Genomic DNA, 24210 nt, shown 5'->3' on the forward strand with positions numbered 1-24210 from the left:
GCGTTTGAAAATCCAGCCAATCCGTTTAAAATCTTCAAATCTGTGGTGAAAAAAATCCCGCCGTTCAGGCGGGATTCATTATCGTAAGGTTTAGGCTGATGCCGTTTGCATCTCGGTAATCTTTGCCCTGATTTTGGCTTCGAGTTCGTTCGCCAGTTCGGGATTATCCTTTAGGAGTTGCTTCACGCCTTCGCGGCCTTGGCCGAGCTTGTTGCTGTCGTAGCTAAACCAGCTACCGCTTTTTTGCACAATGCCCATGTCCACGCCCATGTCCAGGATCTCGCCAATCTTGGAAATGCCTTCGCCAAACACAAGGTCAAATTCGGCTACGCGAAACGGCGGCGCCACTTTGTTCTTCACCACTTTTACTTTTACGCGGTTACCGATGGCTTCTTCGCCGTCTTTAATCTGCGTCATGCGGCGAATATCCAAACGTACAGAAGCGTAAAACTTCAACGCGTTACCGCCGGTTGTGGTTTCGGGGTTACCGAACATCACGCCGATTTTTTCGCGAAGCTGGTTGATGAAAATACAGATGGTGTTTGTTTTGGAAATGGTGGCAGTAAGCTTACGCAAAGCCTGCGACATCAAACGTGCCTGTAAACCCATTTTGCTGTCGCCCATTTCGCCTTCTAATTCGCCTTTCGGAACCAGTGCGGCTACGGAGTCAATTACCACAACGTCTAAAGCACCGGAAAGAATCAAACGGTCGGCAATCTCAAGGGCTTGTTCTCCGTAATCGGGTTGAGAGATCAATAAGTTGTCAATGTCAACGCCGAGCTTTTGTGCATACGAGCTATCAAAGGCGTGTTCCGCATCAATGATGGCACACATGCCGCCTTTCTTTTGCGCTTCGGCAATCACGTGGGTCGCAATGGTGGTTTTACCGGAGCTTTCCGGGCCGTAAATCTCTACCACGCGGCCGCGGGGCAAACCGCCAATTCCCAAGGCCGAATCCAGCCCGATAGAGCCGGTAGAAACCACTTCCTGGGTTTGTTCGCCGCGTTCGTTCATCATCATCACACTGCCCTTGCCAAAGTCCTTGTCTATTTTGTCCATGGTAAGCTTCAGTGCTTTTAATTTTTCAGCGTTTGACATGTTTCTGATTTTGATTTTTTGAGTAAGAAAGGTGACTTAAAATTAGGCTTTTTCGCCGCCCGTTCTTTAAAATTTATTAGAGCGTAAAGCTAACGATTTTAGCAAAGAAACGGGGTAAAAATTTGTCGAATTTGGAGCAAGAAAAGGTTAAAGAAAAGAAGGTTCATCCGGGGTTTTATTTTGTCGCTTACGCTGAATTTTTCACGATGAAATTTTGGGACTGGGAATAAGTCTTTGCACGCCGTGGTGCTTATCTTTGGCTGCTTAAAATTATACGCGATGAAAAGAACATTGCTAACTGTTTTTACCTTGTTTACACTTGCTGCAAATGCGCAGGAGAAGATTTCCGCGGCTAAAGGCGTTGTGTATGGAACGGTTTCGCCGGAGAACAAACCGGTAACGCCGGACGAAATAAAAACCAAGTTGGTGAAAAACGAATTTAACGGACAAATAAAAGCCAAAGTAACAGACGTATGCAAAGCAGAAGGTTGCTGGATTAAAGTACAAAAAGCCGACGGCACCAGCATGATGGTTCGCGCCAAAGACCACAAGTTTCTGATGCCCGAAAACATCGTGGGCAAAACCGTTTTAATTGAAGGCAGCGCTACGGTAAAAGAAACCTCCGAAGAAATGCGCAGGCACTACGCCGAAGACGCCGGCAAATCGAAAGAAGAAATTGCCAAAATAAAAGGACCGGAAAAAGACGTGCAGTTTGCCGCCAAAGGCGTGAAAGTGCTGGACTAATTTCTACTCAAAAAAACGTTTGAAAAATCTTCCGCCTGCGGAAGATTTTTTTGTCTCAACCCTAATGAGATCAGGCGCTTTTTCCGCTATCCAAAAGGTATTAGCTTTTATTTAAGACCGAAAACATACCGCCGCAATTCTGTGGTACGTTCCGTGCTTATTCGTTTCTGCCATAAAGCCCACAACTATGCAAAAGGTTTATTTGCTTCTTCGCAACAACCAGCAAACCGGCCCGTTTAATTTAAACGAACTGCTGCAATTTGACCTGAAGCCTTTTGACCTTATTTGGATCGAAGGCAAAAGCGCCGGTTGGTATTATCCGCAGGAGATTGAAGCGCTTCGGCCGCATTTGCCTTTCCTGGAAAAACCGACATCACCGGTAGAAACAACCGCCCAAAGCACCTTCTCCAAAACAGAACCGGCGGCGCCGAAAAAAATATTCGTTTCCATGCCTGCGGTCAGCGTTGTAAAAGAAACGGCGCAACAAATTTCTCCGAAGCCGTTGCCAGCCGTTGAACAAGAAGTACCCGTCTTTACAAGCCCTGTTCAATCTGAGCCTGCGGAATTAAAAACTGCTTACACCAAAAGCCTTGATGAAATAGAAACGGATTACATGAACTGGGCTTACCGGAAAAAGGCAAAGAGAAAACCGTTGTTTTCCAAAAGCGGCATCGTGGTTTTGTGCTGTCTGGCGGGGGCCTTGTTTGTCGTTTGGAAGATTGCCAATAAGCCCAAGGCAGAAATTATAAATACACCTTCCGAACAAATGGCCGTTGCTACACCTGCTTCTTCGTTGCCCGAAAACACGCCGTCAGAAGAGAAACCGGCGCCGCAAAAAACGGCGCTTCATTCTTTAACGGCTAAAAAAGAAAAAACGGCCAAGAATGCAATTGCCGGTAAAAATGCGGAACCGGTAAAACAGCAAACGCCTGCGAAGCATCCGTCAAAAGAGGTCGCCGCCGCTGCCATCGAAAAACAGAACGATTACACGCCGGTTGCAAAAGAAGAAAACAAGCCGGTTGCAGAAGAAAAAAAAGAACCGGTAACAGCAGATGCATCAAAGGAAAAAAAATCGCTGAAGGAGAGAATTCATGACCTCTTTCACAAAAAGCCCGAAGACAAAAAAGAAGAAGCAAAGCCTGCGGAAAACGACAACGGCGCCCGGCAATCTACACGGCGCGAAGCCGGTTCATCGCTTGTGCAAATGGTGACGGTAAAATTTGACATTCCCAACAGTTGGATGATGGGCATTAAAGGCGCCAAAGCAACGCTCACCAACCGAAGCAGCGAAACGCTGGCGAAAGCGGTTATCGAAGTACGTTATTACAACGACGACAACGATTTGTTGGACAAAAAAACCATCACGTTTAGCAATATAAAAAGCAAGCAAAGCGGAACTGTTTCTGTTCCTGAACATGCCACGGCAACAAGGCTTGAGTACAGCGTGCTTTCGGCCGTAGGCAACGAGCCTGTGGCGCTTTTGAGGTGAGATGTCAAACGTGAAACGTGAGACTGTGCACGCCGTTATTGTTTTGATATTAGCCAGTTGTTGGATGCAACATTTGTTTAAAAAACAAACAGCCTATCGCAAGACAGGCTGTAACAAAATGTTTGACAAGTCCCACATTTGACATCTCACCTCACTGTATCATCTTCCCGCGAATAATCTCCATTAAATCGGCCTTGTAGCTTTCGCCGATTAAAATTTCATCGGTCACGGCCTTCAGGCGCAAAAGATTGCCTTCAATGCCGGTAATCTTTGTAACGGGAACAATGAACGATTTGTGTACACGCAGAAAGCTTTTGTGCGGCAGGCGTTCTTCGAGTTCTTTCATGCTGGTGTAAACAAGGGTTTTTTTTGCGCCACAATGAATGGCCACGTAATTTTTCATGCCTTCGATGTAATCAATATCGGCAAGGTTAATCTTCAGCAGCTTTCCTTTCGATTCGGTTTTTACAAAAATGTAATCGTCTTCCGCTGCTGTGTCTTCTTCTTCCTCCGACGTTTCCTTCATCACTTTTTGTACGGCCTGTAAAAAACGCGGATAGCGAATGGGCTTTAAAAGATAATCCACTACGTCAAGCTCGTAGCTTTCGAGGGCAAATTCGCTGTACGCCGTAGTTAGGATTATCTCGGCTTTTCCGCGAATGGCCTTAATGAAATCAATGCCCGTGAGTTCGGGCATTTGAATGTCGAGAAAAACAAGGTCAATCTTTTGCTCGCTTGCAATTTGCAAGGCTTCAATGGGATTGGTGGTACTGGCCGACAGGCGCAAAAACGGCGTTTGGGTCACGTAATGAACGAGGATGTCAATAGCGTGCTGTTCGTCGTCCACAATCAGGCAGTTGATCATAGCTGGGTGATGGTTAATTCTGCGGTGTAAAATTCGGTATCGTCCTTTACTTGCAGCGAATAATTTCTGCCGTAGGTTAAGTCTAATTGTTTTTTGATGTTGTCCAAGCCAATGCCGGTGGAAATTTCTTTCGGACCCGCTTTCTTTTTGTTGCGGCAAAAGAAAGTCACAGCCTCGTCTTCAATATTTAAGTTAATGACGATGGGGCGGTCCTGGTCTTTTAAGTCACCGTGCTTGAATGCGTTTTCAACAATCGTGATCAGCACAAATGGAACGATGGTGGCGCCGTTCACCACGCCGTTCACGTCGAACTGCACGTTCAAGTTGTTGGAGAAGCGAAGCTGGTTTATTTTAATCACGTTGCGCACGTGTTCAATCTCCTCTTTCAACATCACTTTGCCGTCTCTTGCGGCCGGGCCAAGCGCATAGCGCATAATGTCCGAAAGCGTCAGAATGCCTTCCGATAATTCACTTGAGTAAGGCAGTGATTTGGCGTATAAAAAATTCAGGGTGTTGTGTAAAAAATGCGGGTTGATCTGCGCCTTCAAAAAATTGAAATTGGCTTGCGACTTCTCCACCTCCAACTGCATCTTTTGTGCTTCCAGAATTTTGCGTTGCTTTCTTTCGTCGCGCAAGTAAGTGAAATAAGCCAGCAACATGGAAACGCCGGTAATCACGAGCGACGAAACAAAGAAGACGAAGACCATCAGTCCCACCGTCAGTTCTTCTTCAAGATTTGGATGAGCCGTCGAGATGGAATATTTGAGCTTGTCGAGACAAAGGAAGGAAAAGGCATAATAAGCGCCCATCAAAAGAAGGCTCATAACCACAGGCTGAACAAACTGCAAGGCCCTGTGCTTGCCTGCAAAGAGGCGGTAAAACATGTTGAGGGTAACAAAATAAAAAAAGGCAAAAAAGAAAACGCTGAAAACCTTGCTCAACAGATTTGGCCAGCTAAAAACAAGGTCCCAATTGGGTGCTTTGTTGGCCTGCGGTGTTACGTACATGCCGATTAAGCCGATAAACGTAAACCCCAGGTAAATGGCCAGCGTAATCCAAAACACTCTGCCAAAACTGTAACGACGCCGGTGAAGCAGGGAAGGAATTTTCATTTTTTGTTTTAAAAGCGAAACGTCAAACGTGAGACGTGAAACCGGTGGGACTTTCAGACCGAAATTCACCCGTCTCACGTTTGACGTTTGACGTCTCACGGATCATTAATTGTTGCCGGAGCCCACACCGAAGCCGCCGCCTTGCTGCTCGGCTCTTTTCTTCTCGTCTTCCGAAGCGCCGGCTTTTTGCTTGGCCGCTTTTACGGTTGTGCTGCCAAAGCGCCAGGTAAAGTTCACCTTAAACTGCTGTGATTCCCAGCGGGCCAGGACATTCAGTTTTTGACCGGCAAAATCGGAGGTGCCGCGGAAACGGAACGTGTGCAAAAGATCCGTGCCGGAAACTTTGATGGTACCGTTGCCCTTGAAAATCTGCTTTTGCAATCCAAGGTCCAAGCCGCCCATGCCTTTTGATTTAAGTGTGCCCATAAAGACGCTTGGCGCAACATACACACCGCTTAACTCGGCCGTCCACACTTTGGCAAAGCGCAAGGTGTTTTGCATGTACAACGTGCCGCCCACTGCGTTCAAATCAATCTTGCGTCCTTCAAGGTTGGCTTTGTACATCGAGTAATTGGCATTCAGGTTGGCAAAAAGGCTGTAGGCTTTGTATTGAAACGGATAGCTTACGTTCAGGCTGAACACGTCTTGCTGCGCCAGGTTTCTTTTGGTCAAAATTGACTTGGATTTTTCTACCGTGTCGGGCACTTGCGCAAATAAGTCCGAAATATGGCTGTAGTTCAACGTTGTTGTTAAACGGTATTTGTAAATCCGTGTAATGCCGTAGCTGTTGGTGAACTGCGGACGTAAATCAATGTTACCCTTCATGTATGTGTATTCGTCCAGTTTGAATTCAAACGGATTCAGGTCCTGGTAAGCCGGACGGTCAATGCGGCGGCTGTACGTGAGGCTCCATTGGTTCATCGGGTTTTTGTTAAACGTAACGGCTGCGCTGGGGAAGAAATTGGTGTAGTTTCTTTCAAATGATGAAGACCACGGCTGATAACCACTACCCGCTTTTGTTTGTCCGTCCGAGGTGCCTTTGTTGTTGGTATTTTCTACCCGCAAGCCGGCCTGCACCATCACGCCTTTGTATGCACGGTTCCAGTTGGCGTAAACGGCGTTGATGTTTTCTTTGTATTGAAAACGGTTGCTGCGGTCTTGGTCCAACGTATTTACACCACCGATCACGTCGTAGCGTTGAAAATCGTTGTCGGTATTTACAAACGAAATTTTTCCGCCCAAACCAAGCTTGCCGCCCCAGGCATTTTGTTCGTAATCTACCTTGCCCGAATTGATGTGAATCTTTGTCGGCGCAATCATTTGGTAAATCACCGAACGAGTGATTGTTCTTTCATCCGGCGTATAATAATAGTTTGGCTGGTACTGATCGTTGTGGTTGTCGTAATAACCGTTGTCGAAGTTCAACGTCAGGTTTTTGCCGGCGGCATCCAGGTAATTGTAATTCAGGTTCAGGTTGTAGTTGTCGCGCTTCAGGTTTGAATGGTTGTCGGCCACAAGAACTCTGTCGGGAATGCCGGTTGATTTGGGCGAAATCACGGTGCGGTTGTAATTGCTCACCTCAGGATCTGAAATCGTACCGGTAAGCAAAACACCAACCGACGACTTCTTATCCAGCGTGTAATCGGCACCCAGTTTCAGGTTGTGGTTTTGGTTGTCGTAACGGAAATAACCTTTGCCGTCAAAGACGGTATCGGCCACGGTGCGGTACAGTTCAATTGGGTTGTGGTTTAATCCTTTCGATACGCTGTACGTGCCGTACAGATTCCAGGCCTTATTGCGGTAGTTCAGGTTAAAGCTGCCGTTGTATTTTGGAAACACACCAATGGCATAACCGGCCGTCACCGACCCGTTCACACCGTAAGCTTTGTTCTTTTTCAAACGAATGTTGATGATGCCGGCGTTGCCTGCGGCTTCATATTTAGCCGAAGGATTGGTAATGATTTCAATGGATTCGATTTGCGAAGATTGCATGGACTTTAAAAAATTGGCCAGATCAGATCCCGACAGCGGTGTAGGACGGCCATCCACGTAAACCTGTACGCCGTTCTTGCCGTTTACAGAAAGATTTTCGTCTTTGTCCACGGTAACGCCGGGCGACTTGCGCAGAAGTTCAAGGCCGTCAGAACCCGCGGCGTTGATAGTGCCTTCTACGTTTAAAACGGTTTTGTCGGCCCGCACTTCCACCATGGGTTTGCGTGCCGATACGGTAACGCCTTTCAAATCGCTGGAGGCTTTGGTGGCGGTGAGTGCTGGTGCGGTTACGTTATCGTTTGCCACCGAAAACGAAGGCGACAAAGCCGGATTGTAACCCACGTGGCTCACCATTACGCGGTATGTGCCCTGGTTAATGCTGTTAAATGAATAAGTACCGTTGCCACCCGCAACGGCCAGTTTTACGACCGATGTATCTTTTGCTTTTACAAGCGCCACCGTAGCGCCGGAAAGCGGTGCGCCGGCATCGTCTTTGGCCGAACCGGAGATCGTTTGGGCATTTGCCGCAGCGGCCAAACTGACAAGGAGGAAGAGGAGCAGTGTTCTCATAATTTTATTATTTGGCTTTAGAGATTTCTGTTTGAGAGGAGCAAACGTAAAACCGCCGGCAGACTGCTAAAATTCTTTTTCACGAAAAAGGATTTTAGCAGGACGAAAAACCGCAATCGGCAATTGCTGGCCGCAACCGTTAATTTTGTTGCTCCATGTTTGAACTCCTCTTTCAGAAATTTGACGAAAAGGTTCATCTTACCGAAGACGAAAAAGTGCTTTGCAAAACATTTTTCCTTCCCAAGAAACTGCGCAAGCGGCAATACCTGTTGCAGGAAGGCGATGTATGCAAATACATTGCTTTTGTTGAAAAGGGAATGCTTCGTTCCTATTCGGTGGATGAAAAAGGAAGCGAACACATTATCCAGTTTGCCTTTGAAGGCTGGTGGATCAGCGACCAATATTCTTTTCTTACAACCGAAGCCTCGCCGTACAATATTGATGCGTTGGAAGATGCGGAACTGTTGTTGCTGAGTAAAGCGTCCGAAGAACAACTGCTGGAGCGCATTCCCAAAATGGAACGCTATTTCCGTATTCTGCTGCAAAACAATTTAATTGCGACGCAACGGCGTTTGGTCAGTTCGTTAAGCCACACGGCCGAAGAAAAATACAACGAACTGATTCAAGGTTGTCCAACCATTCCGCAACGTGTGCCGCAGCACATGATGGCTTCCTATCTTGGCATCACTCCCGAAACCCTGAGCCGCATCCGGCGAAAGTTGGCCAGCGGCGAACGCAACTAAACAGAAGCCCTTCAACGCGAAGCAAACCAAAACAAGCAGCGGAAATTGTTTTGCCGTTCTTCATTCCTCCTTGTTCTTCTGCTTGCCGTTCTCTTGACATTTGTCAACGCATTCTCTTGCTCTATCTCAATGCCATTTCTTACCGTAGCGCAAGGGTCAGGCTTTGTGGTCATGGTAGCTTTGTGTTCTCAAAACAAAGATCATGGCAAAGACAAGCATCGCAATCATTGGAGCCACGGGCAACATGGGTTCAGCCATTGCAAAAGCACTGGCAAAAGGTCCTTACCGCCTGCTTCTGTTTGCGTCTGATAAAGAAAAGCTGGAAGCTTTAAAGAACAACATTATAGCCGCAACGCCTTCGGCAGATTTGGAATGCACGGGCTGCCCCGTGGACGCAAGCTGGGAAGCCGATGTCATTATTCCCGCCGTGCCTTACGGCGCGGAAAAAGAAGTGGTCGAAAAAATCAAAAGCGTGGCAACGCAGAAAATCGTCATCAGCATTGCCAACCCGTTAAACGAAAGCTACAACGGACTGGTAACGGCGCCCGGCACAAGCGCAGCGGAAGAATTACAAAAGTTGCTGCCCGATTCGAAGGTGGTAAAAGCCTTTAACACAACCTACGCTGCCGATTTTGCGCAGCCCGTCATCAACGGACAGCAAGTGGATGCCTTTGTTGCCGGCAACGACGACGAAGCCGTTGACATGGCAAAAGAGCTTGTAGAGACGGCAGGCTTTCATCCAATTGTTGCGGGTGAGTTAACCGTGAGCCGCACGTTGGAAGCCATGCAGCTAATGCTTATTCAGCTCACCATCAAAAACAACTACAACTGGCTCGCCGGTTTTAAAATTTTACACAATCATCAATAACACCAAAAAACAATTACGCATGAAATCCTTGTTCAAAACAAATGAAAATAATTGGTCGGCTTTGATTGCCCGCCTGGCACTGGCATTTGTCGTGTTTCCGCACGGCGCACAAAAACTTTTTGGCTGGTTCGGCGGCAGCGGCTTCCAGGGAACCATGACCTACATGACCACGCAAGGCGGCCTTCCTTTCATCATCGCCCTTCTTGTGATCTTAATTGAAAGCATTGCAGCCCTGATGGTACTCTTTGGCTTTGCCACCCGCATTGCGGCACTCGGCATTTTTGGCCTGTTCACCATCATTGCCGTTCAGTACCACGCGGCAAACGGATTTTTTATGAACTGGTTTGGCAACCAGAAAGGCGAAGGCATTGAATATTTCATCATTCTCCTGGGCCTTGCTCTTGCCCTCATCGTCAGCGGCGGCGGCAAAGCCAGCGCCGATGCGGCTCTCGTTCCCGTGAAAAACAGACAATAAATAAATCAACACACAAATCAACAACATGAAGAAGTTTATCATTTCCGCGGCAGCCGTTTTCACGCTGCTTGCTTTTACCACCGTTAGCAACTGGAATGCGGACAACGCACATTCGAAATTGACTTTCACCGTCACGCACCTCGGCATTGCCGACGTATCGGGCCTGTTCAAAAATTTTGACGCAAAGCTCAATACAACCAAAGATGATTTTAGCGATGCGCAGTTTGAACTCAGCGCCGATGTGGCTTCCATCAACACAGAAGTGGAAGCAAGAGACAATCACCTGAAAAGCCCTGATTTTTTTGACGCGGCCAAATACCCGAAACTCACGTTCAAGAGCACGGCCGTTAAACCCGTTGGAAAAAATCAATACAAGCTCACGGGTGATTTAACCATGCACGGCATCACCAAACCGGTAACGCTTGATTTGCTTTATCGCGGTACGGTAGAAAACCCGATGTCGAAAAAACCAACGTCTGGCTTCCAGGTAACGGGCATCGTTAAACGTTCTGATTTCGGCATCGGCGAAAAATTCCCGGCAACCATGCTCAGCGACGAAGTGCGCATTAAAGCCGATGGCGAGTTTACAAAACAATAAGTAAACGGTGAATGGTGAGTTGACAATTCAACACGCATCATTCTTAACGCACATTGAAAAAAGACAGCAACGATGATTTTGTCGGCCCGCTGCCTGTGGTCACCGTAAAATTTTCGCCGCTTCAATCTTTATTCAACAGCTTTTCACCTGCAATCCGAAGCAGTAGTGAAAGGCTGTTTCTTGTTTGCCTTCCACTTGGATAGCAAAACAGCAGTGGCCGCAATCCCTTGCCAGTCCTGTATTTTATTAGGTTTCGCTCAAAAATCTTCCTACCTTAAAGGAAACCTTTGTTTATGAAACCAACTCTACTCACCGCCTTTGGTTTATTGGCTGCAACGGCGCTCAACGCACAATTCTCACTGCAACCGCAAGCCGGTTTTGAACAATCGCGTACATCGCTTAATTACAGTAACGGGCTGTCGGCTTTAAACAACGCCAACGTGAAAGCCGGCCTCAAAATGGACTATCGCCTGAAAGGCGGACACAGTCCTTTTATCAATCTTACCACAACGCCTTCGCCCGCCAGTTTTGTGTTCGACAATTCGGGCACGTTAATTAACCGGGTACAATCCAGCGTACCGAAGCTGATGCTGCAAGCCGGTTATCAATACAGCAGCAAGGCCATCCAATTGGGAAAGAAAAGCAGTTCGGTAAAAAATGTGCCGACAACCTTACAGGAAAACACGGCCACTCAGCAACACCGTTGCGGCATGTACCGGTCGCGTTGCGCAGAAAGAAGGGCGAACAAAATGAACGCTGTAAACAATGCGCTCAACATGCGTTTGCAGCCATCACTTGCCTTGGCTTACGTTCCATCGGCAACCGCACGCCTTATGCCCAAAGGCGATGGTCAGGAATACGAAGCCGCAAACTGGAAGACGGCAATTGTTCCATCCATGGGTTTTGAATTTGCCAAAGGCAAACAACGTTTGTTCACGTTAAACGTATTCTACACAAAACCTTTGTCACAAAGCGAACAAACAGCCACGCTTGCATCGGGTGTAAAAGCCGTTTCGGTTCCGCTTCAGGCAAAAACATCAAGCTGGGGGATAACGCTTGGCATTCCGTTCTCGTTTGCAAAAACACCGCAGCTCAAAGCCGTGCAGACTAAAACTTTTGAAAGAAAAGAATGCCATCGAAATCATTACAGGCGATGCATGAGAGTGCAATAAATTTCCAGCATAATTCAGTAAACAGAATGCCCTCTCTGCAAGGGCATTTTTTATAGCAACTAAATTTTCGCCAGCGAAACCCAGCCCATGTAACCCATTGCGGCAACCACGACCCATCCCGCTATTTGCATCCACAGCGGATGCGTGTAGCCTTTCATTAAACGCTTTTGCGTAGCGGCAATTAAAATGATGGCCAAGGCAACGGGCAATATCAAACCGTTCACCGCACCGGCTAAAATCAACAATTGTTTTGGTTTGCCAACGGCGACAAAAATGATCGTCGTGAGTACAATAAAAACCGAGATGCACCAACGTTCGTGCTTTGCAAAGAAGGGATGAAAGGTTTTGAAAAAAGATACCGATGTGTAAGCCGCGCCGACAACCGATGAAATAGCCGCACTCCAAAGCACCACGCCGAAAATTTTTAATCCAAACTGTCCCGCTGCAGAAGCAAATACCGTTGCGGCCGGATTGTCTTTGTCCAGCACAACGCCTTTTTGCACCACGCCAACAATCGCTAAAAAGAGAATGAATCGCATTACAGTGGAAATCACCACGCCGCTGATGGCGCTTCGGTTAATCGTATGAATGTTTTCGCTGCCTTTAATGCCCGCATCAAGCAAACGGTGCGCACCGGAAAACGTTATGTAGCCGCCAACGGTTCCGCCCACAATGGTGACGATGGACGCTGTATTAATTTGTTCGGGAATGAATGTGTGATGCACGGCCTGCAACAAAGGCGGATGCGCCGCAAAGGCAATAACCAGTGTAAGTAAAATTTTAAGCGTACCGAGAATCTTTGTAAAGTTATCAAGCATCTTGCCCACTTCTTTTATCCAAAAAAGAATCAATGCAATTACACAACTGATGACGGCGCCTTGTTCAAACGATAAACCGGCAAGAACGTTCACGCCCAGGCCACAACCGGCGATGTTGCCGATGTTAAAAGCAAAGCCGCCCATGATAACAAGCGCGGAAAGAAAATAACCAAGGCCGGGAAGCAAATCATTGGCAAGGTCCTGCGCACGTCTTTCGCTGATGGTGAGCACACGCCATGTGTTTAATTGCGCACCAATATCGAGCAAAACCGAAACAAGAATAACGAAGCCAAACGAAGTAAAAAGTTGTTGCGTGAACACGCTTGTTTGCGTGAGAAAGCCCGGCCCAATAGACGAATTAGCCATGAGGAAAGCCGCTCCCAAACTGGCACCGCTAAAAAAGCGAAACTTAGATTGCTTTGTCAACAAGGTTGCGTTGTTGTAATGCATGAAAAATTTTCTGCGCAAAGCTTACTGCGTGTTGGCCGTCGCCGTGCAGGCAAACCGTGTCGGCGTGAATGGATATTTCTTTGCCTGAATTTGTCGTCACTGTTTTCTTTTCAATCATCTGCAAAACTTGTTGAACGGCCTTGTCTTCGTCTTCAATTAAAGCGTTGGCTTGTGAACGCGGCGTAAGGCTTCCGTCATCCTGATAAGTTCTATCAGCAAAGACTTCGTGCTTTGCGGGCAGACCTAACTTCTTTGCTTTGGAAACAAGGAAACTATTGCTCAAGCCGTACACGATCAAATGACTTTTAAAATCCCGCACGGCAAAAGCAAAGGCTTCCGCTAATTCCATGTTCCTTGCTGCCATGTTGTACAAAGCACCGTGTGGTTTTACGTGATGAAAAGAAACCGAACATTCGGCCGCAATCTTATCAAACAAGTGCAATTGCTTCGATACAAAATGATAAAGCTCCTGCGGCGTGACAGCCATTTCTGTTCTTCCAAAATTTTCTCTGTCGGGAAAAGACGGATGTGCACCGGCATGAACGCCGTATTTTTTTGTGAGCAACATTGTTGTTCGCAGGGTGCCTTCATTACCGGCGTGATAGCCGCAGGCAATGTTGGCCGATGTAATAAGCGGCATCAGCGCTTCGTCGTTGCCAATGCCTTCGCCCGTGTCGCAATTGATATCAATGTGCATGTAGCCAGTTTTGCATTTTCAAGTTACAGGTGTTTTGCAAGCGGCTCAAATGTTCTTGTTGCGCCGCGTATTTTTCTTCGGCGGAATTCACGGACGTCATCGCAAACTTTATTTCATCGCCCGGCTTTTTTTGCGCAAGTTTTGAAAGGTGCGCAGAGATCACGTGACCGATGCGCGGATAACCGCCTGTTGTTTGATGATCGGCCATCAGTACGATTAATTGTCCATCAGGCAGAAGTTGAACAGTGCCAAAGCTAACGGCCGATGAAACAAGTTGCTGCTTGTTTTGCTGGATCAACTTTTCACCTTGCAAACGATAACCCATGCGGTCGGAAGCAGGCGTAATAGCAAATCCATTGTTCAAAAAATCGGTTTGACTTTTTACATCCAGCCAATCCCACTCGTTGCCCGGAATGAATTCAAGTTCATTGGAAGAAAGTACTGCTTCGTTGTATCGCCAGGGCAAGGCTGTGACGGCATCGTTGGTTGAGGCGTGTGGCAAAAAAGCGAATTCCAATTCATCTTCTTTGTCTAATCGTCTTCCTTTGTAACCACCTGCGCCTGCTTTAAGGTTCGTGCTGTAACTGCTCAACCATTTTTGAATTTTCAATTCATTTAGCAAAGACAAATAACAACGGGCTCCTTTCTTTACACTTTTAAATTGCAGAACGGCATTTGTGCTTACAAAAAAAGGTTGTTGCAAGGTTATCGGCACATCGTTAATGCAAGGCATAAAGTCGGCGCCGGTTAAACAAACAACACAAGCTTGCTGAAACAAAAACGTTGATGCGGGAAAGTGCAATTCAATCACCGGTGCGTTTAATTCTTTTCCGAGCAAAGCATTGGCAAGCGAAGCAGAAAAATCGTCCATCGCACCACCGGGATTGATACCAAGATGCTGATAGCCGTAGCGGCCTGTATCCTGCACGGTGTCAAGCATTCCGGCTTTGGTAATTTTCAAACTCATCTTCGCTGATTGAATAAAAGCTTACGTCATCGCCGGGTTGTAGCAGTACGCTTTCTTCTTTTGTTGTGTCAAATAATTTTAACGGTGTGCGGCCAATGATGTTCCATCCGCCCGGCGAGGGCAAAGGATAAATGCCCGTTTGTTCGCCGGCAATGCCTACAGCGCCTTCGGGTACAATTGTTCGCGGCTGCGCTTTGCGCGGCATCGCAATGCGTTCGTCCACCCTGCCCATGTAGGCAAAGCCTGGCAAAAAGCCAATCGTATAAACGCGGTAAGTTTTTGCTGTGTGCAAGCGAATCACTTCGTCAACGGTAATTCTTTTTTGTGTGGCCAATTCATCTACATCTAGAGCAAATTTCTTTTCGTAGCAAACGGGAATTTTCATCTGCCTGTTTTGCAGTTGAAGACCGTTTGCTTCTTTAAGTAAAAGCGGCTCTATCATTGCCTTCATCGCGTCAAACGCAGCAGTGTGTTTTGAGCGCAGCGAAAGCACATCGTAATAAACCGTTAGCGAACTGTAAGCCGGAACAACATCAAGAATGTGTGACGAAAGATTTTTTACTGCTCCAAAAAGCCGGAGCACTTGTCCGTTGATGTCTTCATCAATCGTATTGCCGAAATCAACGGTGAGTGCGGCATCGCCCAGGGAAAAGATGGAATAAGCAAAAGCCATCGGTTAAAAATACACCGTGCCGGCAAACTTCAAACGGTAACGATACCGTTTTTAATGGCCCACATGGCCAGCCCGATGCGTCCTTTGCACGCAAGCTTTTCTTGCAAGGTATCGCGGTAATTGTCCACGGTACGCGGACTGATGCCCATCTTTTCAGCGATTTCCTTGTACGAGAGATCGGTACAAGCCCAACGCAAAAATTCGGTTTCTTTTTCGCTTAGTTTAACGGATAAAGTTTCCGCGAAAGCGTCGTGCTCGTCAAGGTTGTTGATGGCGCGGATCAGTTTTCCGCTCACCAGTTCGGAATGATAAAAGCCTTTTTGCAAAACGGCTTCGATGGCCTTTTGAAGTTCGTCGGGATCGCTGTCTTTTAAAATATAGCCGCCGGCGCCGGCCCGCAACATGCGAATGATGGAGGCTTCGTCGTCGAGCATGGAAAGCGCCAGCACACAAACCTGCGGATGATTTTTCTTTAGCCACAAGGCCGTTTCAAAACCGTCCATGCGCGGCATGTTGATGTCCATGAGCACCAGTTGCGGCAAGGCTTTTTCGTTCAGCTTTTCAATCAATTCTTTTCCGTTGCTGGCCTGGAACAAGATTTCATAGCCGCAATCTTCCAGTAAAGCTGCAAGGCCGTTGCGCAACATCACATGGTCGTCAACCAATGCTATCTTTTTCTTCATGAAACAATAATAGGAAGGGTTATCTGAACTTTTGTACCCGTTGCGCCGGACTGCAAGTGCCACTCGCCGCCAATGAGCTTCGTGCGGTTTTGCACGTTGCGCAAGCCAATGCCTTTTTGCGCATCAGCTTTTGTTGTTTCGTAGTCAAAGCCAGTCCCGTTATCGGTAACCGTTAGTTGAAGTTCGTCCGGATTGTAGGCAAGATGAACCGAGAGCAGGTTGGCGCCGGAATGTTTGATGGCGTTGTTCAAGGTTTCCTGCACGGTACGAAAAAGAATCAATTCTTTTTTTGCATCGAGGACAACCGGTTCTCCGCTCACCGAAAACTGCGTTTGAAAAACGGCGGTTTTGGCAATCAGGTTTAATTCTGTTTCAATCGCCCTTGCAATGCCGCCCGACAACATTGCTTCGGCATGAAGGGTTTTGGAAAGATTGCGCAAATCGGCAATGGCCTTGCCCACCAGGTCTTTTGTGGCGGCAATTTTTTGCTCCGCACCGTTCTGGCTTTCGATGCGAACGGTATTGAGATTGAGTTTAGCGAGACCGAGGGTTTGGTTCACGTTGTCGTGCACTTCCTGGGCAATGTGCTTCATCGTTTGCTCCTGAATTTCCAACTGCGCTTCGAGCAATTCTTTTTCAAAGGCAGCCTTCAGGCGCCCTTGTTTGTGAATGTACTCCACTTGCTTTCGCCGGTACACCAATACCAAAGCAATGATGCCCGCAGCGACCAAAAAAAGAAAAAAGGAAACGACGACTATCAACGTGACTTCCTTCGATAAGTTACCCATAGGCTTCCTGTGAGAAGAGACAATGCACCCACGAAAAGTAAGACATTGTGCAATCCCCACAAAGCGGTTAGCAATTCGGCGTCGGAATGAGACTGAGTTACCAGGTATTTCTTGGTGAAATAATAATAACTGATAAAAATGATGGAACTGCCGAGAAAATAAAGAAGGTAGCCCGATGAAAGCCAGAAGTTGAACTCGCGGAAAATACTGGTGTCGGTAACGTTGTTCAGCACATGGTGAAAATACATGAAAACGTAAACGGTTACCGAAGCCGACACCATTGCATAGCCGAGGCTATCAAAAAGACGCGGGCCTTGCAAGGTAAAATTGCGCACGATTGCATAAGCAACGTAAGCGGCAATTAGCAGCAGCACCGTTATTTTTTTGGAGCGGGCCTGTAACAAGTTATAAAAATAAGCGCCGATGGAAACAGCCGTCAGCAGGGCCACCGAGTCGTACACCCAAATGTTGTTGTCCGTATGCCCTACGCCGAGACAGCCCATCGTAAGCAGAACGCTTGCCACAAGATAATAGCCTGACAAGGCCAGGGAAAAAGGTCCCTTGTTCCTGATAAAGTTCAGCAACAGCGCCAGCAAATAAACGAGACAAGCGACTGGCTCTAAAAAATTAACAACAAAGCGGTACAAGGAATATTGTTTTTGGTAAAAGGTTGGTTTCGCGTGGTTAAAAGACAACTACTCAGTGTCTTCAACAGTGCAAGGCGGAACAGGGCAGCCCGGCACGGTGGCCACAGGTTCGGCCTTGCCTTTTACATAAGCGTCTGCGTACACTTTTACCACGCCGGCTTTGCTGCCGTCGCTTAGCGTGGCTTCTTCAATCGCGGCCCGAACGGCGATTTTGTCCGGGTTGGCTTCCAGCAGCGCTTTGATTTTCTCTGCTGTAAAAATCAGGGTTAGTTCGCTTGACATAGTAAACGGTTTAGGTAGAAAAAAATGGTGGCGACAAAGATGAACAAACCAAAGCGGGCCGGCAAAGGTTTTTTCACCCTTTGATCATACCGTGAAAAAACCCGGTAACGGGGAGGTGAAAAAAGGCACAGGCCGCGTGGGAAAAACCCTTGACTTAGGTCATTTGGCGTGCCACCTTTGGGGCATCAATAAAGCAACATGCGTTCACTCTTCATAACCAAACCACAACCCGCGTCGCAATCTAAACCAACTGCAACTCCGTTCTCGAACGGGCACATCACACCCCGCGAAACCGAGATACTGACGCTCATGGCCGAGGGGGCATTGAACAAGCAAATTGCCTCCCGGCTTGGCATCAGCACCGAAACCGTAAAAAAACACCTGCGCAACATTTACCAAAAAACCGGCGCTCAAAACAAAATTGAAGCGCTGAACAAAACCCGGTGGCTAACTGCTTCAACTCCCGCCAACCAATACTAACCGCTAACCGTGAATAGACCGGCTCTTGTTTTGAACAAGAGCCTTTTTTTATCTTTCAAAATCGCTTTACATCCGTTTGTTCTTCTCGGGCATTTTCCGTATTTATACATCCGGCGAAACTTTTCTTTGCCTTTGAAAGAACAACGTCTTCCTTCCTCTTTTGAAAACAATTTCTTCCCGTTGCCCTCTTTCGCCAACCACCGTTGGCAATCCGTAAAAACAATCTTTGTTTATGAAGCACATCATCTCTTGCAGCGACGGCACCTGGAACAAACCCACCGACGACATTCGCGCCACCAACAACGAAGACGCGGCCGATGCGGACAACGATTTTGATACGAACGTGGCGCGGATGTACAAAAGCATTTGCAGCCGAAAAGGCAACATTGAACAGGTAAAAATTTACGACCAGGGCGTGGGCACAGGCCTTGGCTGGAAAGACAAAGTCCTCGGCGGCGCTACCGGTGAAGGCATTGACAAAAACATCAAAGACGTTTACCAGTTTTTCATGCTGAATTACCAGCCCGGTGATAAACTGTTCCTCTTTGGCTTTAGCCGCGGGGCTTACACGGCCCGCAGCCTTGCGGGCTTCATGCGCAATTGCGGTATTCTGAAACCGGAGAACGTTCAGTTGGTGGACAAGGCTTACGAGTTTTACCGCGACCGCAATCCCTACACGCATCCCGACTCGGATTTAATGAATTCCTTTCGCAACGCGTATTGCCTGAAAGACGAAACTGGCAGCAACGTTATCCCCATTTATTTCATTGGCGTTTGGGATACGGTTGGTGCTTTGGGTGTGCCACTTTCGTGGTTTCAATTGGGAAACCGCAAGCGTTACCGCTTTCACGACGTAACGCTGAGCAGTCACGTGCAACACGCTTATCAAGCCCTGGCGGTTGACGAAAAAAGAGCCTTGTTCAGTCCCACGCTTTGGGAGAAAAGCAAAACCGTGATGGCCAATCCAAATCATCCGCAACACAAAAACATGGAGCAACGCTGGTTTGCCGGTGTGCATTCCAATGTTGGCGGCGGTTATCCTGATGCGGGACTAAGCAATATTGCACTTCGATGGCTGATAGAAAAAGCGCAGGCCGCGGACTTGTGTTTTAACGACGCACCGTTAGACAAAGACAAGGATGGCCGCGACTACGGCAAGCTGGAAGAATCGCGAAAAGGTTTTTACAAGTTGTGGCGGCCCAATTGGCGGGAAATTAAAAAAGGCGACGCACTGACGAACCAGGAAGTGGATGCCAGTGTATTGGAACGCATAAAGGACCGAAGCAAAAATTACCGCCCGAAAAATTTAAGCAGCCTTTATGCCGGTGAATAACTATTCGCCGGTGAATTTGCGCAAGCGGAAGAAAGGCCGCAATTTTAGGTGATTCTTTTCCTTCAACTTGCTTCTCCGTATTCGCCCGAAAACTTCTCCGTAGCCTGTGGTGCGAGGCTTTGTTTCGCGTTCCAGCAAATCATTTCTGAAACATAAACCACCAACATGGAGAAGCCTATCAAGATTATTTTATTCATCATCGTCGGCATTGCTTTAATCAATCTTGCCACCACGCTTTTCAGCAACAGCAACCTCAAAGGCATTCAACGGAATTTGGAAGAAGCCAAACGCTCGGCCGATTCAGCATTGGTAGAATTGCAGCTTTCGAAAAGCAGGCTCGATTCCATCAGGGCCGACATCGTTGTGTTTAAGGCCTACATCAACAACGTGCAAAAAAGAGTGCAGCTAAACGACGCCGAAAAACAGCTTCGCGAAACGAGAGACCAGGACAAGGTGGACAGCATCAAGCAATCCATTCAACAATTGCGAACCCACATTGCCAAAGACAGCCTGCCACCCATTGATGTCATCACTACAAAACGATAATCACATGAAACGGCCAAACCGCTTCTTTTGCGCCCTGTTCTTTTTTGTCTTCGTTTCGTTTTCTTCGGTTTGTTTTTCGCAGGGCCGCGAGATGAAAGACTCAACCGGATTGCGTGCTTATTTAGCCACACGCGACGATACGCTGTTCATTCGCTACGACTCGGCTTACCTGCTGAACAAAACAACCTTCACTGTTTACCAGGAGGCTTACAAACGCGTGCGCAACGGCAATCTCTCCAACCAGAAAGTTTTGCTGGCTTACGACAGCCTTGTGTCGCTGCAAGACCGGATGTTAAAAGCGAAAGAAGCCGACTACCAGTTTTTAAAAAATAATTTTGATTCTTTGGTGACGGCCTCGAACACTTTTGTGAACCGCACCGATGTGAACGTGACGGCCATCAATCAATCACTTACAAGGGCCGAAGGGAATTTAAATAACATTAAAGCTTTGCTGGACGATTCGCTGCAAAAATTAAAAGCCGAAAACAAGCAAAGACTAAAGATTGCGGTGAAAGGTTTTGTTGTGGGTGTGGGTGTGGCTTCGCTGGTGTTTTTGATAGCAAAATGAAAACAACATTGCTACTGCTTTTTTGACGTATTGAACCTAACCTTTTGATTGACCAGAGTCGGAACCCAATCATAAAGCTCCTGCTCAAAATAGCTGAAAAACTTTGGTTTCATTTTGACTGAAGGAATCTGAATTTTATTGTTGTTTTTGGAGATGTATGAATTAAGAATTGAAAAATATTTTTTCAACTGAAGTTTTCTTTGACGTTCACAATAAAACTCTTGCTGCTTCATGTTTTTATTATTCCGCTCGATTGGGATTCTATATCCATCCTTGAATTTCTTATCAAAAAAAACCGTTTGCGATTCATTGTAGTTCTTAGACAAATTTTCAAATCCCTGCGGTGTTTTTTGAAGACCTTTTCTAATCTGGTTATATTGAATGCTGTCGATATCCGTGACACAAAAAAGAAAATTTGGGTTCGGATTATCGTGTGACGAAGAAAAGAAAATCTGTTCCGGTGTTATCGTCAAATTATAGTAGCCATCGTTACAGGTAGAAATCCAATAAAACTTAATTGGACGTTTGTTGGTGGCTGCCTTTACCTTAAATTTTTCCTGATAAAGAATTCCCTGAATTGTATCTGATAGAGCAGAGGCAGGAATATAGAAGTAATCCTTCTTGTCGATAGTACTTGCAACATTGATTTTATTCTTCTGTTGTGCCAGCAGAAGGGAATAAGTACAAATCAAAGCAATTGCCATTGCGGCTCGAATTAGCATCGACGTAGTTATTTTTTTGCTGAGATGCTTTCCTTTAAGCCTTTCCACAAGTAAAACTAGTTTCTCTTACTGTGACTACACCTTTTCGTTCATCAATTTTTTGATTCAATCATATTCGCATTAGAACATCACAAACTCACAAACTCTTTCCGCAACGCTTCCAAACAAAGACCTACGCGGCTTTGCACGCCAAATTTTTGAAACAGCGCTTCGCGGTAGCCATCCACGGTGCGTTCGGTCACCTGCATTTCGGCGGCCACTTGCTTGTAGGTCATTTCGGTACAGGCCAGTTTTAAAAACTGTTGCTCTTTGGGTGTAAGTACAATTTCTTTTTCGGCTTTGTGCAATAAACGGCCGGGATTGAACTGTGCGGCATCGGCGTTGTAATAACCTTTGGTGTACACTTCGTGCAAAGCCTTTTCCAACACGGCGGGATGAACATCTTTGAGCAAATAAGCGCAGCAACCCGCTTTAAACATTTTAATGATGGCGCCGTCCTTGTCGTTCATGGACAGTGCCACAAGTTTAATGTCCGGACGATTTTCTTGCAGCCATCGGGCGGTTTCCACGCCGTCCATTACGGGCATGTTTACGTCGAGCAAAATGAGGTCGGGCATTTCTTTTCTTCCTTGCAGCTTTCGTTGCAAGTCCTGCCCGTTCAGCGCCTCCAGCACTACCTCAAAATCCTTGAGCGTTTCCAGCATTAAGCTGAGCGACTTTAAAAAGAGTTGATGGTCGTCCACAAGGCCCACTTTAATTTTCATGCGATTGATTTAGGGGTAAACAAATGGTAACAATTGTTTCCTCGGGTGCCGATTGCCAGTCAACGGTGCCGCCAAAGAGACCGGCCCTGTGCCGCATGTTGGTAGTGCCCATGCCGTGAAAACCGGACGGCAGCGGCTTTCCGTCGTTGACGACTTTTACTTCCAGTGTTTCGCTGTTGTTGATGATGATGGAGAGGTGCGATGGCGCGGCGTGGCGCACAGCGTTTTGCACCGCTTCCTGCACAATGCGAAAAAGAATGATCTGTTCTTCGGGCTTCATGGCAATGGTGGTGTCGCCTTCGATGCTGGCGTGAATAACCTCGCCGCTGTTGATGCGTTCCACTTCACTCTTCAAGTTATCGAGAAAGTTGAACTGCTCCAACCATTCTTTGTCCAACGAACGCGACAACATGCGCAACTCCTGAATGGCTTTTGCTAGCGTGGCATTGGCCGTGTTCAAGGTATCGGGCAAATGACCCAGCCGGATTTCGGTAATGCCCATCAGCATTTTGGTAGTGCTAAGCAACTGGCCAACGTTGTCGTGCAGTTCCTTGGCAATGTGCCGAAAGGTTTCCTCCTGGGTTTCCAGCTTCGATTGCAACAGTTCTTGTTTGAATTGTTTGGTCATAAGCTCCTTCTCTTCCTGTTCTTTTGCCACGCGGCGTCGGTAGCGCACAATGGAGAAAATAAAGATGGTCACCAGGAACAAGATCAGCGCTATTCCCGCAAGGGCCATGATGACTATTTCGTTGTTCTCGCCGAACATATAAATCCGTAGGCCAACAAGATATATAAAATGTAATTAAGGACTGTGTTCACGTAAACCCGCAGGTTGGTGGCCAGCACAGGATCTTTTTTTTGCACCGTGGCGTATGCCGGGTTAAAGAAAAAAATGCCGGCAAAAAAAATCAGCAACGCAGATAAGATGATGAACAAAGGTTGCTTCCAGATTTCTTTTTCGGCGCCCGTATCGAAATTGAACAGCAGCAGTGAAATCCAGATGCTGTTGAAAAAACAACTGATGTTGTACACCACCGACGGATAGCTTACAAAGTGATAATGAAAGGCCGAAAGCAAGAGCGCAGCCAAAAGATAAACAGGCACCGAAGCGGCTAAAACCTTTTTGATTTTACGGCTGCTTGTGTTGCGGCTGTAAAACAGCACAAGGCAAACGTATTCTGCGGGAATGTACAGGTAGTAAGGACCGTTTTCCTCTCGGTGCAGGCCGCGCAAAACCAGAACGGCCATTTCGGTAACGAGGCCAAAACAAAGCACAAAGCGAAGAAAGAAAAGGCCGTGCACGGAACTTTCCTTTGCCCTGAAACTTAAAAAAAGACAAGGCAGGTACAAGGCATAATAAATAAGGTCGGAGGTGGAAAACATGCGATAATGGGAATAATGAATGCACGCGGTTTAGCCGAGCAATGCTCTTGTTTCTTCAATGGTGGTTCCTTCGTCGTGCACCTCGCTGTCGAACACTGTGCCGCCATCGTCGGTGTTGTCCGTTGCTACGGCTGCCGCCGCATCAGGCGCCATCACTGACCTTGCCACCAGCGCTGACTGCGCTTTTACCGTACCGTCTTCTTTTATGGTGGTTCCCACTTCGTTTACACCGGCTAAAATAAGCGTGTTGGCCTCGCCGTCCCTTCCGTGTATGTAGCGAATGCCCTCGCAGTGGCGAAGACTAAGAATTTGCAAGATGATTTCTTTGCCAAAAACCCCCGATACGTGCTGCGAAGGATTTACGAGGCTGCGCATTGCTTTAAAGCCCGGTAATTTTTTTAGTGCTGCGTAAGCCTTATTGCTTTCAATTTCCTGCACCAGTTTCCAGGCATCTTCGCAGGCGGTGAAATAGGCTTCGGCCATTTCTTTTGTTTTGCGCCGCGTAACCGGTTGGCCAAAGCCTCTTACTTCAGATTTGGTATCGGCCAGTTGAATCGTAAGATAAGCATTGGGTTTGTTGACGTCTTTGCCTTGTACCCGCATCAAATTTTTCTTTGCCATGTTTATGGTTTGAAGTTAAAAAAGAGATAAGGTGCTTTCAACAGTCGAACCGTTTCACGTTC

At 47.1% G+C, this 24210-nt stretch carries 28 protein-coding genes; 11 read left to right on the top strand and 17 right to left on the bottom strand.

Translation table 11 applies throughout. The features are described 5' to 3' along the window. Positions 1–90: 90 nt before the first annotated feature. The gene (gene recA / locus FSB75_RS14375) at positions 91–1098 is read right to left on the bottom strand and encodes a recombinase RecA (RefSeq protein ID WP_146788906.1); all 1008 of its coding nucleotides are present in this window, start codon (positions 1096–1098) and stop codon (positions 91–93) included. Between the two features lie 279 nt (positions 1099–1377). On the opposite strand from recA, the gene FSB75_RS14380 reads away from it, so the two are divergent. Together FSB75_RS14380 and FSB75_RS14385 are read left to right on the top strand one after the other, a co-directional pair. Then, positions 1378–1842, top strand: a complete 465-nt coding sequence (locus FSB75_RS14380) for a DUF4920 domain-containing protein (protein ID WP_146788908.1) — start codon at positions 1378–1380, stop codon at positions 1840–1842. A gap of 187 nt (positions 1843–2029) precedes the next feature. Beyond that, complete coding sequence (locus tag FSB75_RS14385) at positions 2030–3331, top strand: hypothetical protein (RefSeq protein WP_146788910.1); 1302 nt, start codon at positions 2030–2032, stop codon at positions 3329–3331. 151 nt (positions 3332–3482) lie between these two features. Here FSB75_RS14385 and FSB75_RS14390 read toward each other — a convergent pair whose 3' ends face one another. The 3 genes from FSB75_RS14390 to FSB75_RS14400 form a co-directional block, all read right to left on the bottom strand. Further along, entirely contained in the window at positions 3483–4196 is a 714-nt protein-coding gene (locus FSB75_RS14390; RefSeq protein ID WP_146788912.1) for a LytR/AlgR family response regulator transcription factor, read from the bottom strand. Further along, on the bottom strand, positions 4193–5308 hold the full coding sequence (locus FSB75_RS14395; protein ID WP_146788914.1) for a sensor histidine kinase: 1116 nt from the start codon (positions 5306–5308) through the stop codon (positions 4193–4195). Before FSB75_RS14395 ends, FSB75_RS14390 begins: the two co-directional genes overlap by 4 nt. A gap of 105 nt (positions 5309–5413) precedes the next feature. Continuing rightward, a complete protein-coding gene (locus FSB75_RS14400; protein WP_146788916.1) occupies positions 5414–7870 on the bottom strand; it encodes a TonB-dependent receptor in 2457 nt (818 codons plus the stop codon). Positions 7871–8025: 155 nt separating this feature from the next. Here FSB75_RS14400 and FSB75_RS14405 point away from each other — a divergent pair, with 155 nt between their 5' ends. From FSB75_RS14405 to FSB75_RS14425, 5 genes are all read left to right on the top strand, one after another. Then, complete coding sequence (locus tag FSB75_RS14405; protein ID WP_146788917.1) at positions 8026–8613, top strand: Crp/Fnr family transcriptional regulator; 588 nt, start codon at positions 8026–8028, stop codon at positions 8611–8613. Positions 8614–8815: 202 nt separating this feature from the next. Beyond that, positions 8816–9481 (top strand): NADPH-dependent F420 reductase, encoded by a 666-nt coding sequence (locus FSB75_RS14410; RefSeq protein WP_146788919.1) that lies wholly within the window; start codon positions 8816–8818, stop codon positions 9479–9481. Between the two features lie 19 nt (positions 9482–9500). Then, positions 9501–9956 carry a DoxX family protein gene (locus FSB75_RS14415; RefSeq protein ID WP_146788921.1) on the top strand — a complete coding sequence of 152 codons (456 nt, stop codon included), beginning with the start codon at positions 9501–9503 and terminating at the stop codon, positions 9954–9956. A gap of 25 nt (positions 9957–9981) precedes the next feature. Next, complete coding sequence (locus tag FSB75_RS14420; RefSeq protein ID WP_146788923.1) at positions 9982–10554, top strand: YceI family protein; 573 nt, start codon at positions 9982–9984, stop codon at positions 10552–10554. A 293-nt stretch (positions 10555–10847) separates the two neighbouring features. After that, positions 10848–11726 carry a hypothetical protein gene (locus FSB75_RS14425; RefSeq protein ID WP_146788926.1) on the top strand — a complete coding sequence of 293 codons (879 nt, stop codon included), beginning with the start codon at positions 10848–10850 and terminating at the stop codon, positions 11724–11726. A 59-nt stretch (positions 11727–11785) separates the two neighbouring features. On the opposite strand, the gene FSB75_RS14430 is transcribed toward FSB75_RS14425, so the two are convergent. The 8 genes from FSB75_RS14430 to FSB75_RS14465 are packed head-to-tail and all read right to left on the bottom strand — an operon-like array spanning position 11786 to position 17731. Continuing rightward, positions 11786–12994, bottom strand: a complete 1209-nt coding sequence (locus FSB75_RS14430; protein ID WP_146788928.1) for an NRAMP family divalent metal transporter — start codon at positions 12992–12994, stop codon at positions 11786–11788. Beyond that, on the bottom strand, positions 12954–13691 hold the full coding sequence (locus tag FSB75_RS14435; RefSeq protein WP_146788930.1) for a 5-oxoprolinase subunit PxpA: 738 nt from the start codon (positions 13689–13691) through the stop codon (positions 12954–12956). Before FSB75_RS14435 ends, FSB75_RS14430 begins: the two co-directional genes overlap by 41 nt. Further along, the gene (locus tag FSB75_RS14440) at positions 13681–14658 is read right to left on the bottom strand and encodes a 5-oxoprolinase subunit C family protein (RefSeq protein WP_146788932.1); all 978 of its coding nucleotides are present in this window, start codon (positions 14656–14658) and stop codon (positions 13681–13683) included. The genes FSB75_RS14435 and FSB75_RS14440 overlap by 11 nt, the downstream gene beginning before the upstream one ends. Then, the gene (pxpB, locus tag FSB75_RS14445; protein ID WP_146788934.1) at positions 14624–15331 is read right to left on the bottom strand and encodes a 5-oxoprolinase subunit PxpB; all 708 of its coding nucleotides are present in this window, start codon (positions 15329–15331) and stop codon (positions 14624–14626) included. The genes FSB75_RS14440 and pxpB overlap by 35 nt, the downstream gene beginning before the upstream one ends. A gap of 29 nt (positions 15332–15360) precedes the next feature. Continuing rightward, complete coding sequence (locus tag FSB75_RS14450; RefSeq protein ID WP_146788937.1) at positions 15361–16014, bottom strand: response regulator transcription factor; 654 nt, start codon at positions 16012–16014, stop codon at positions 15361–15363. Continuing rightward, a complete protein-coding gene (locus tag FSB75_RS14455) occupies positions 16011–16802 on the bottom strand; it encodes a sensor histidine kinase (protein WP_146788939.1) in 792 nt (263 codons plus the stop codon). Before FSB75_RS14455 ends, FSB75_RS14450 begins: the two co-directional genes overlap by 4 nt. Next, on the bottom strand, positions 16772–17449 hold the full coding sequence (locus FSB75_RS14460) for a hypothetical protein (protein ID WP_146788942.1): 678 nt from the start codon (positions 17447–17449) through the stop codon (positions 16772–16774). Before FSB75_RS14460 ends, FSB75_RS14455 begins: the two co-directional genes overlap by 31 nt. 48 nt (positions 17450–17497) lie before the next feature. Further along, positions 17498–17731 (bottom strand): hypothetical protein, encoded by a 234-nt coding sequence (locus tag FSB75_RS14465; protein ID WP_146788944.1) that lies wholly within the window; start codon positions 17729–17731, stop codon positions 17498–17500. 198 nt (positions 17732–17929) lie between these two features. On the opposite strand from FSB75_RS14465, the gene FSB75_RS14470 reads away from it, so the two are divergent. From FSB75_RS14470 to FSB75_RS14485, 4 genes are all read left to right on the top strand, one after another. After that, a complete protein-coding gene (locus tag FSB75_RS14470) occupies positions 17930–18211 on the top strand; it encodes a response regulator transcription factor (RefSeq protein ID WP_146788946.1) in 282 nt (93 codons plus the stop codon). 232 nt (positions 18212–18443) lie between these two features. Further along, positions 18444–19544 (top strand): DUF2235 domain-containing protein, encoded by a 1101-nt coding sequence (locus FSB75_RS14475; protein ID WP_146788949.1) that lies wholly within the window; start codon positions 18444–18446, stop codon positions 19542–19544. Positions 19545–19709: 165 nt separating this feature from the next. Beyond that, positions 19710–20090, top strand: a complete 381-nt coding sequence (locus tag FSB75_RS14480; protein ID WP_146788951.1) for a ParB N-terminal domain-containing protein — start codon at positions 19710–19712, stop codon at positions 20088–20090. A gap of 4 nt (positions 20091–20094) precedes the next feature. Further along, positions 20095–20658, top strand: a complete 564-nt coding sequence (locus tag FSB75_RS14485) for a hypothetical protein (RefSeq protein ID WP_146788953.1) — start codon at positions 20095–20097, stop codon at positions 20656–20658. Positions 20659–20669: 11 nt separating this feature from the next. On the opposite strand, the gene FSB75_RS14490 is transcribed toward FSB75_RS14485, so the two are convergent. The 5 genes from FSB75_RS14490 to FSB75_RS14510 form a co-directional block, all read right to left on the bottom strand. Further along, a complete protein-coding gene (locus FSB75_RS14490; protein WP_146788955.1) occupies positions 20670–21428 on the bottom strand; it encodes a hypothetical protein in 759 nt (252 codons plus the stop codon). An 80-nt stretch (positions 21429–21508) separates the two neighbouring features. Then, positions 21509–22144 (bottom strand): response regulator transcription factor, encoded by a 636-nt coding sequence (locus FSB75_RS14495; protein WP_146788957.1) that lies wholly within the window; start codon positions 22142–22144, stop codon positions 21509–21511. Next, on the bottom strand, positions 22134–22910 hold the full coding sequence (locus tag FSB75_RS14500; RefSeq protein ID WP_146788959.1) for a sensor histidine kinase: 777 nt from the start codon (positions 22908–22910) through the stop codon (positions 22134–22136). Before FSB75_RS14500 ends, FSB75_RS14495 begins: the two co-directional genes overlap by 11 nt. Then, a complete protein-coding gene (locus FSB75_RS14505; RefSeq protein WP_146788961.1) occupies positions 22886–23527 on the bottom strand; it encodes a hypothetical protein in 642 nt (213 codons plus the stop codon). Before FSB75_RS14505 ends, FSB75_RS14500 begins: the two co-directional genes overlap by 25 nt. A gap of 30 nt (positions 23528–23557) precedes the next feature. Further along, a complete protein-coding gene (locus FSB75_RS14510; protein WP_146788963.1) occupies positions 23558–24148 on the bottom strand; it encodes a hypothetical protein in 591 nt (196 codons plus the stop codon). Between the last annotated feature and the right edge of the window lie 62 nt (positions 24149–24210).

It is taken from the genome of Flavisolibacter ginsenosidimutans, assembly GCF_007970805.1.
Taxonomy (GTDB): Bacteria; Bacteroidota; Bacteroidia; order Chitinophagales; family Chitinophagaceae; genus Flavisolibacter; species Flavisolibacter ginsenosidimutans.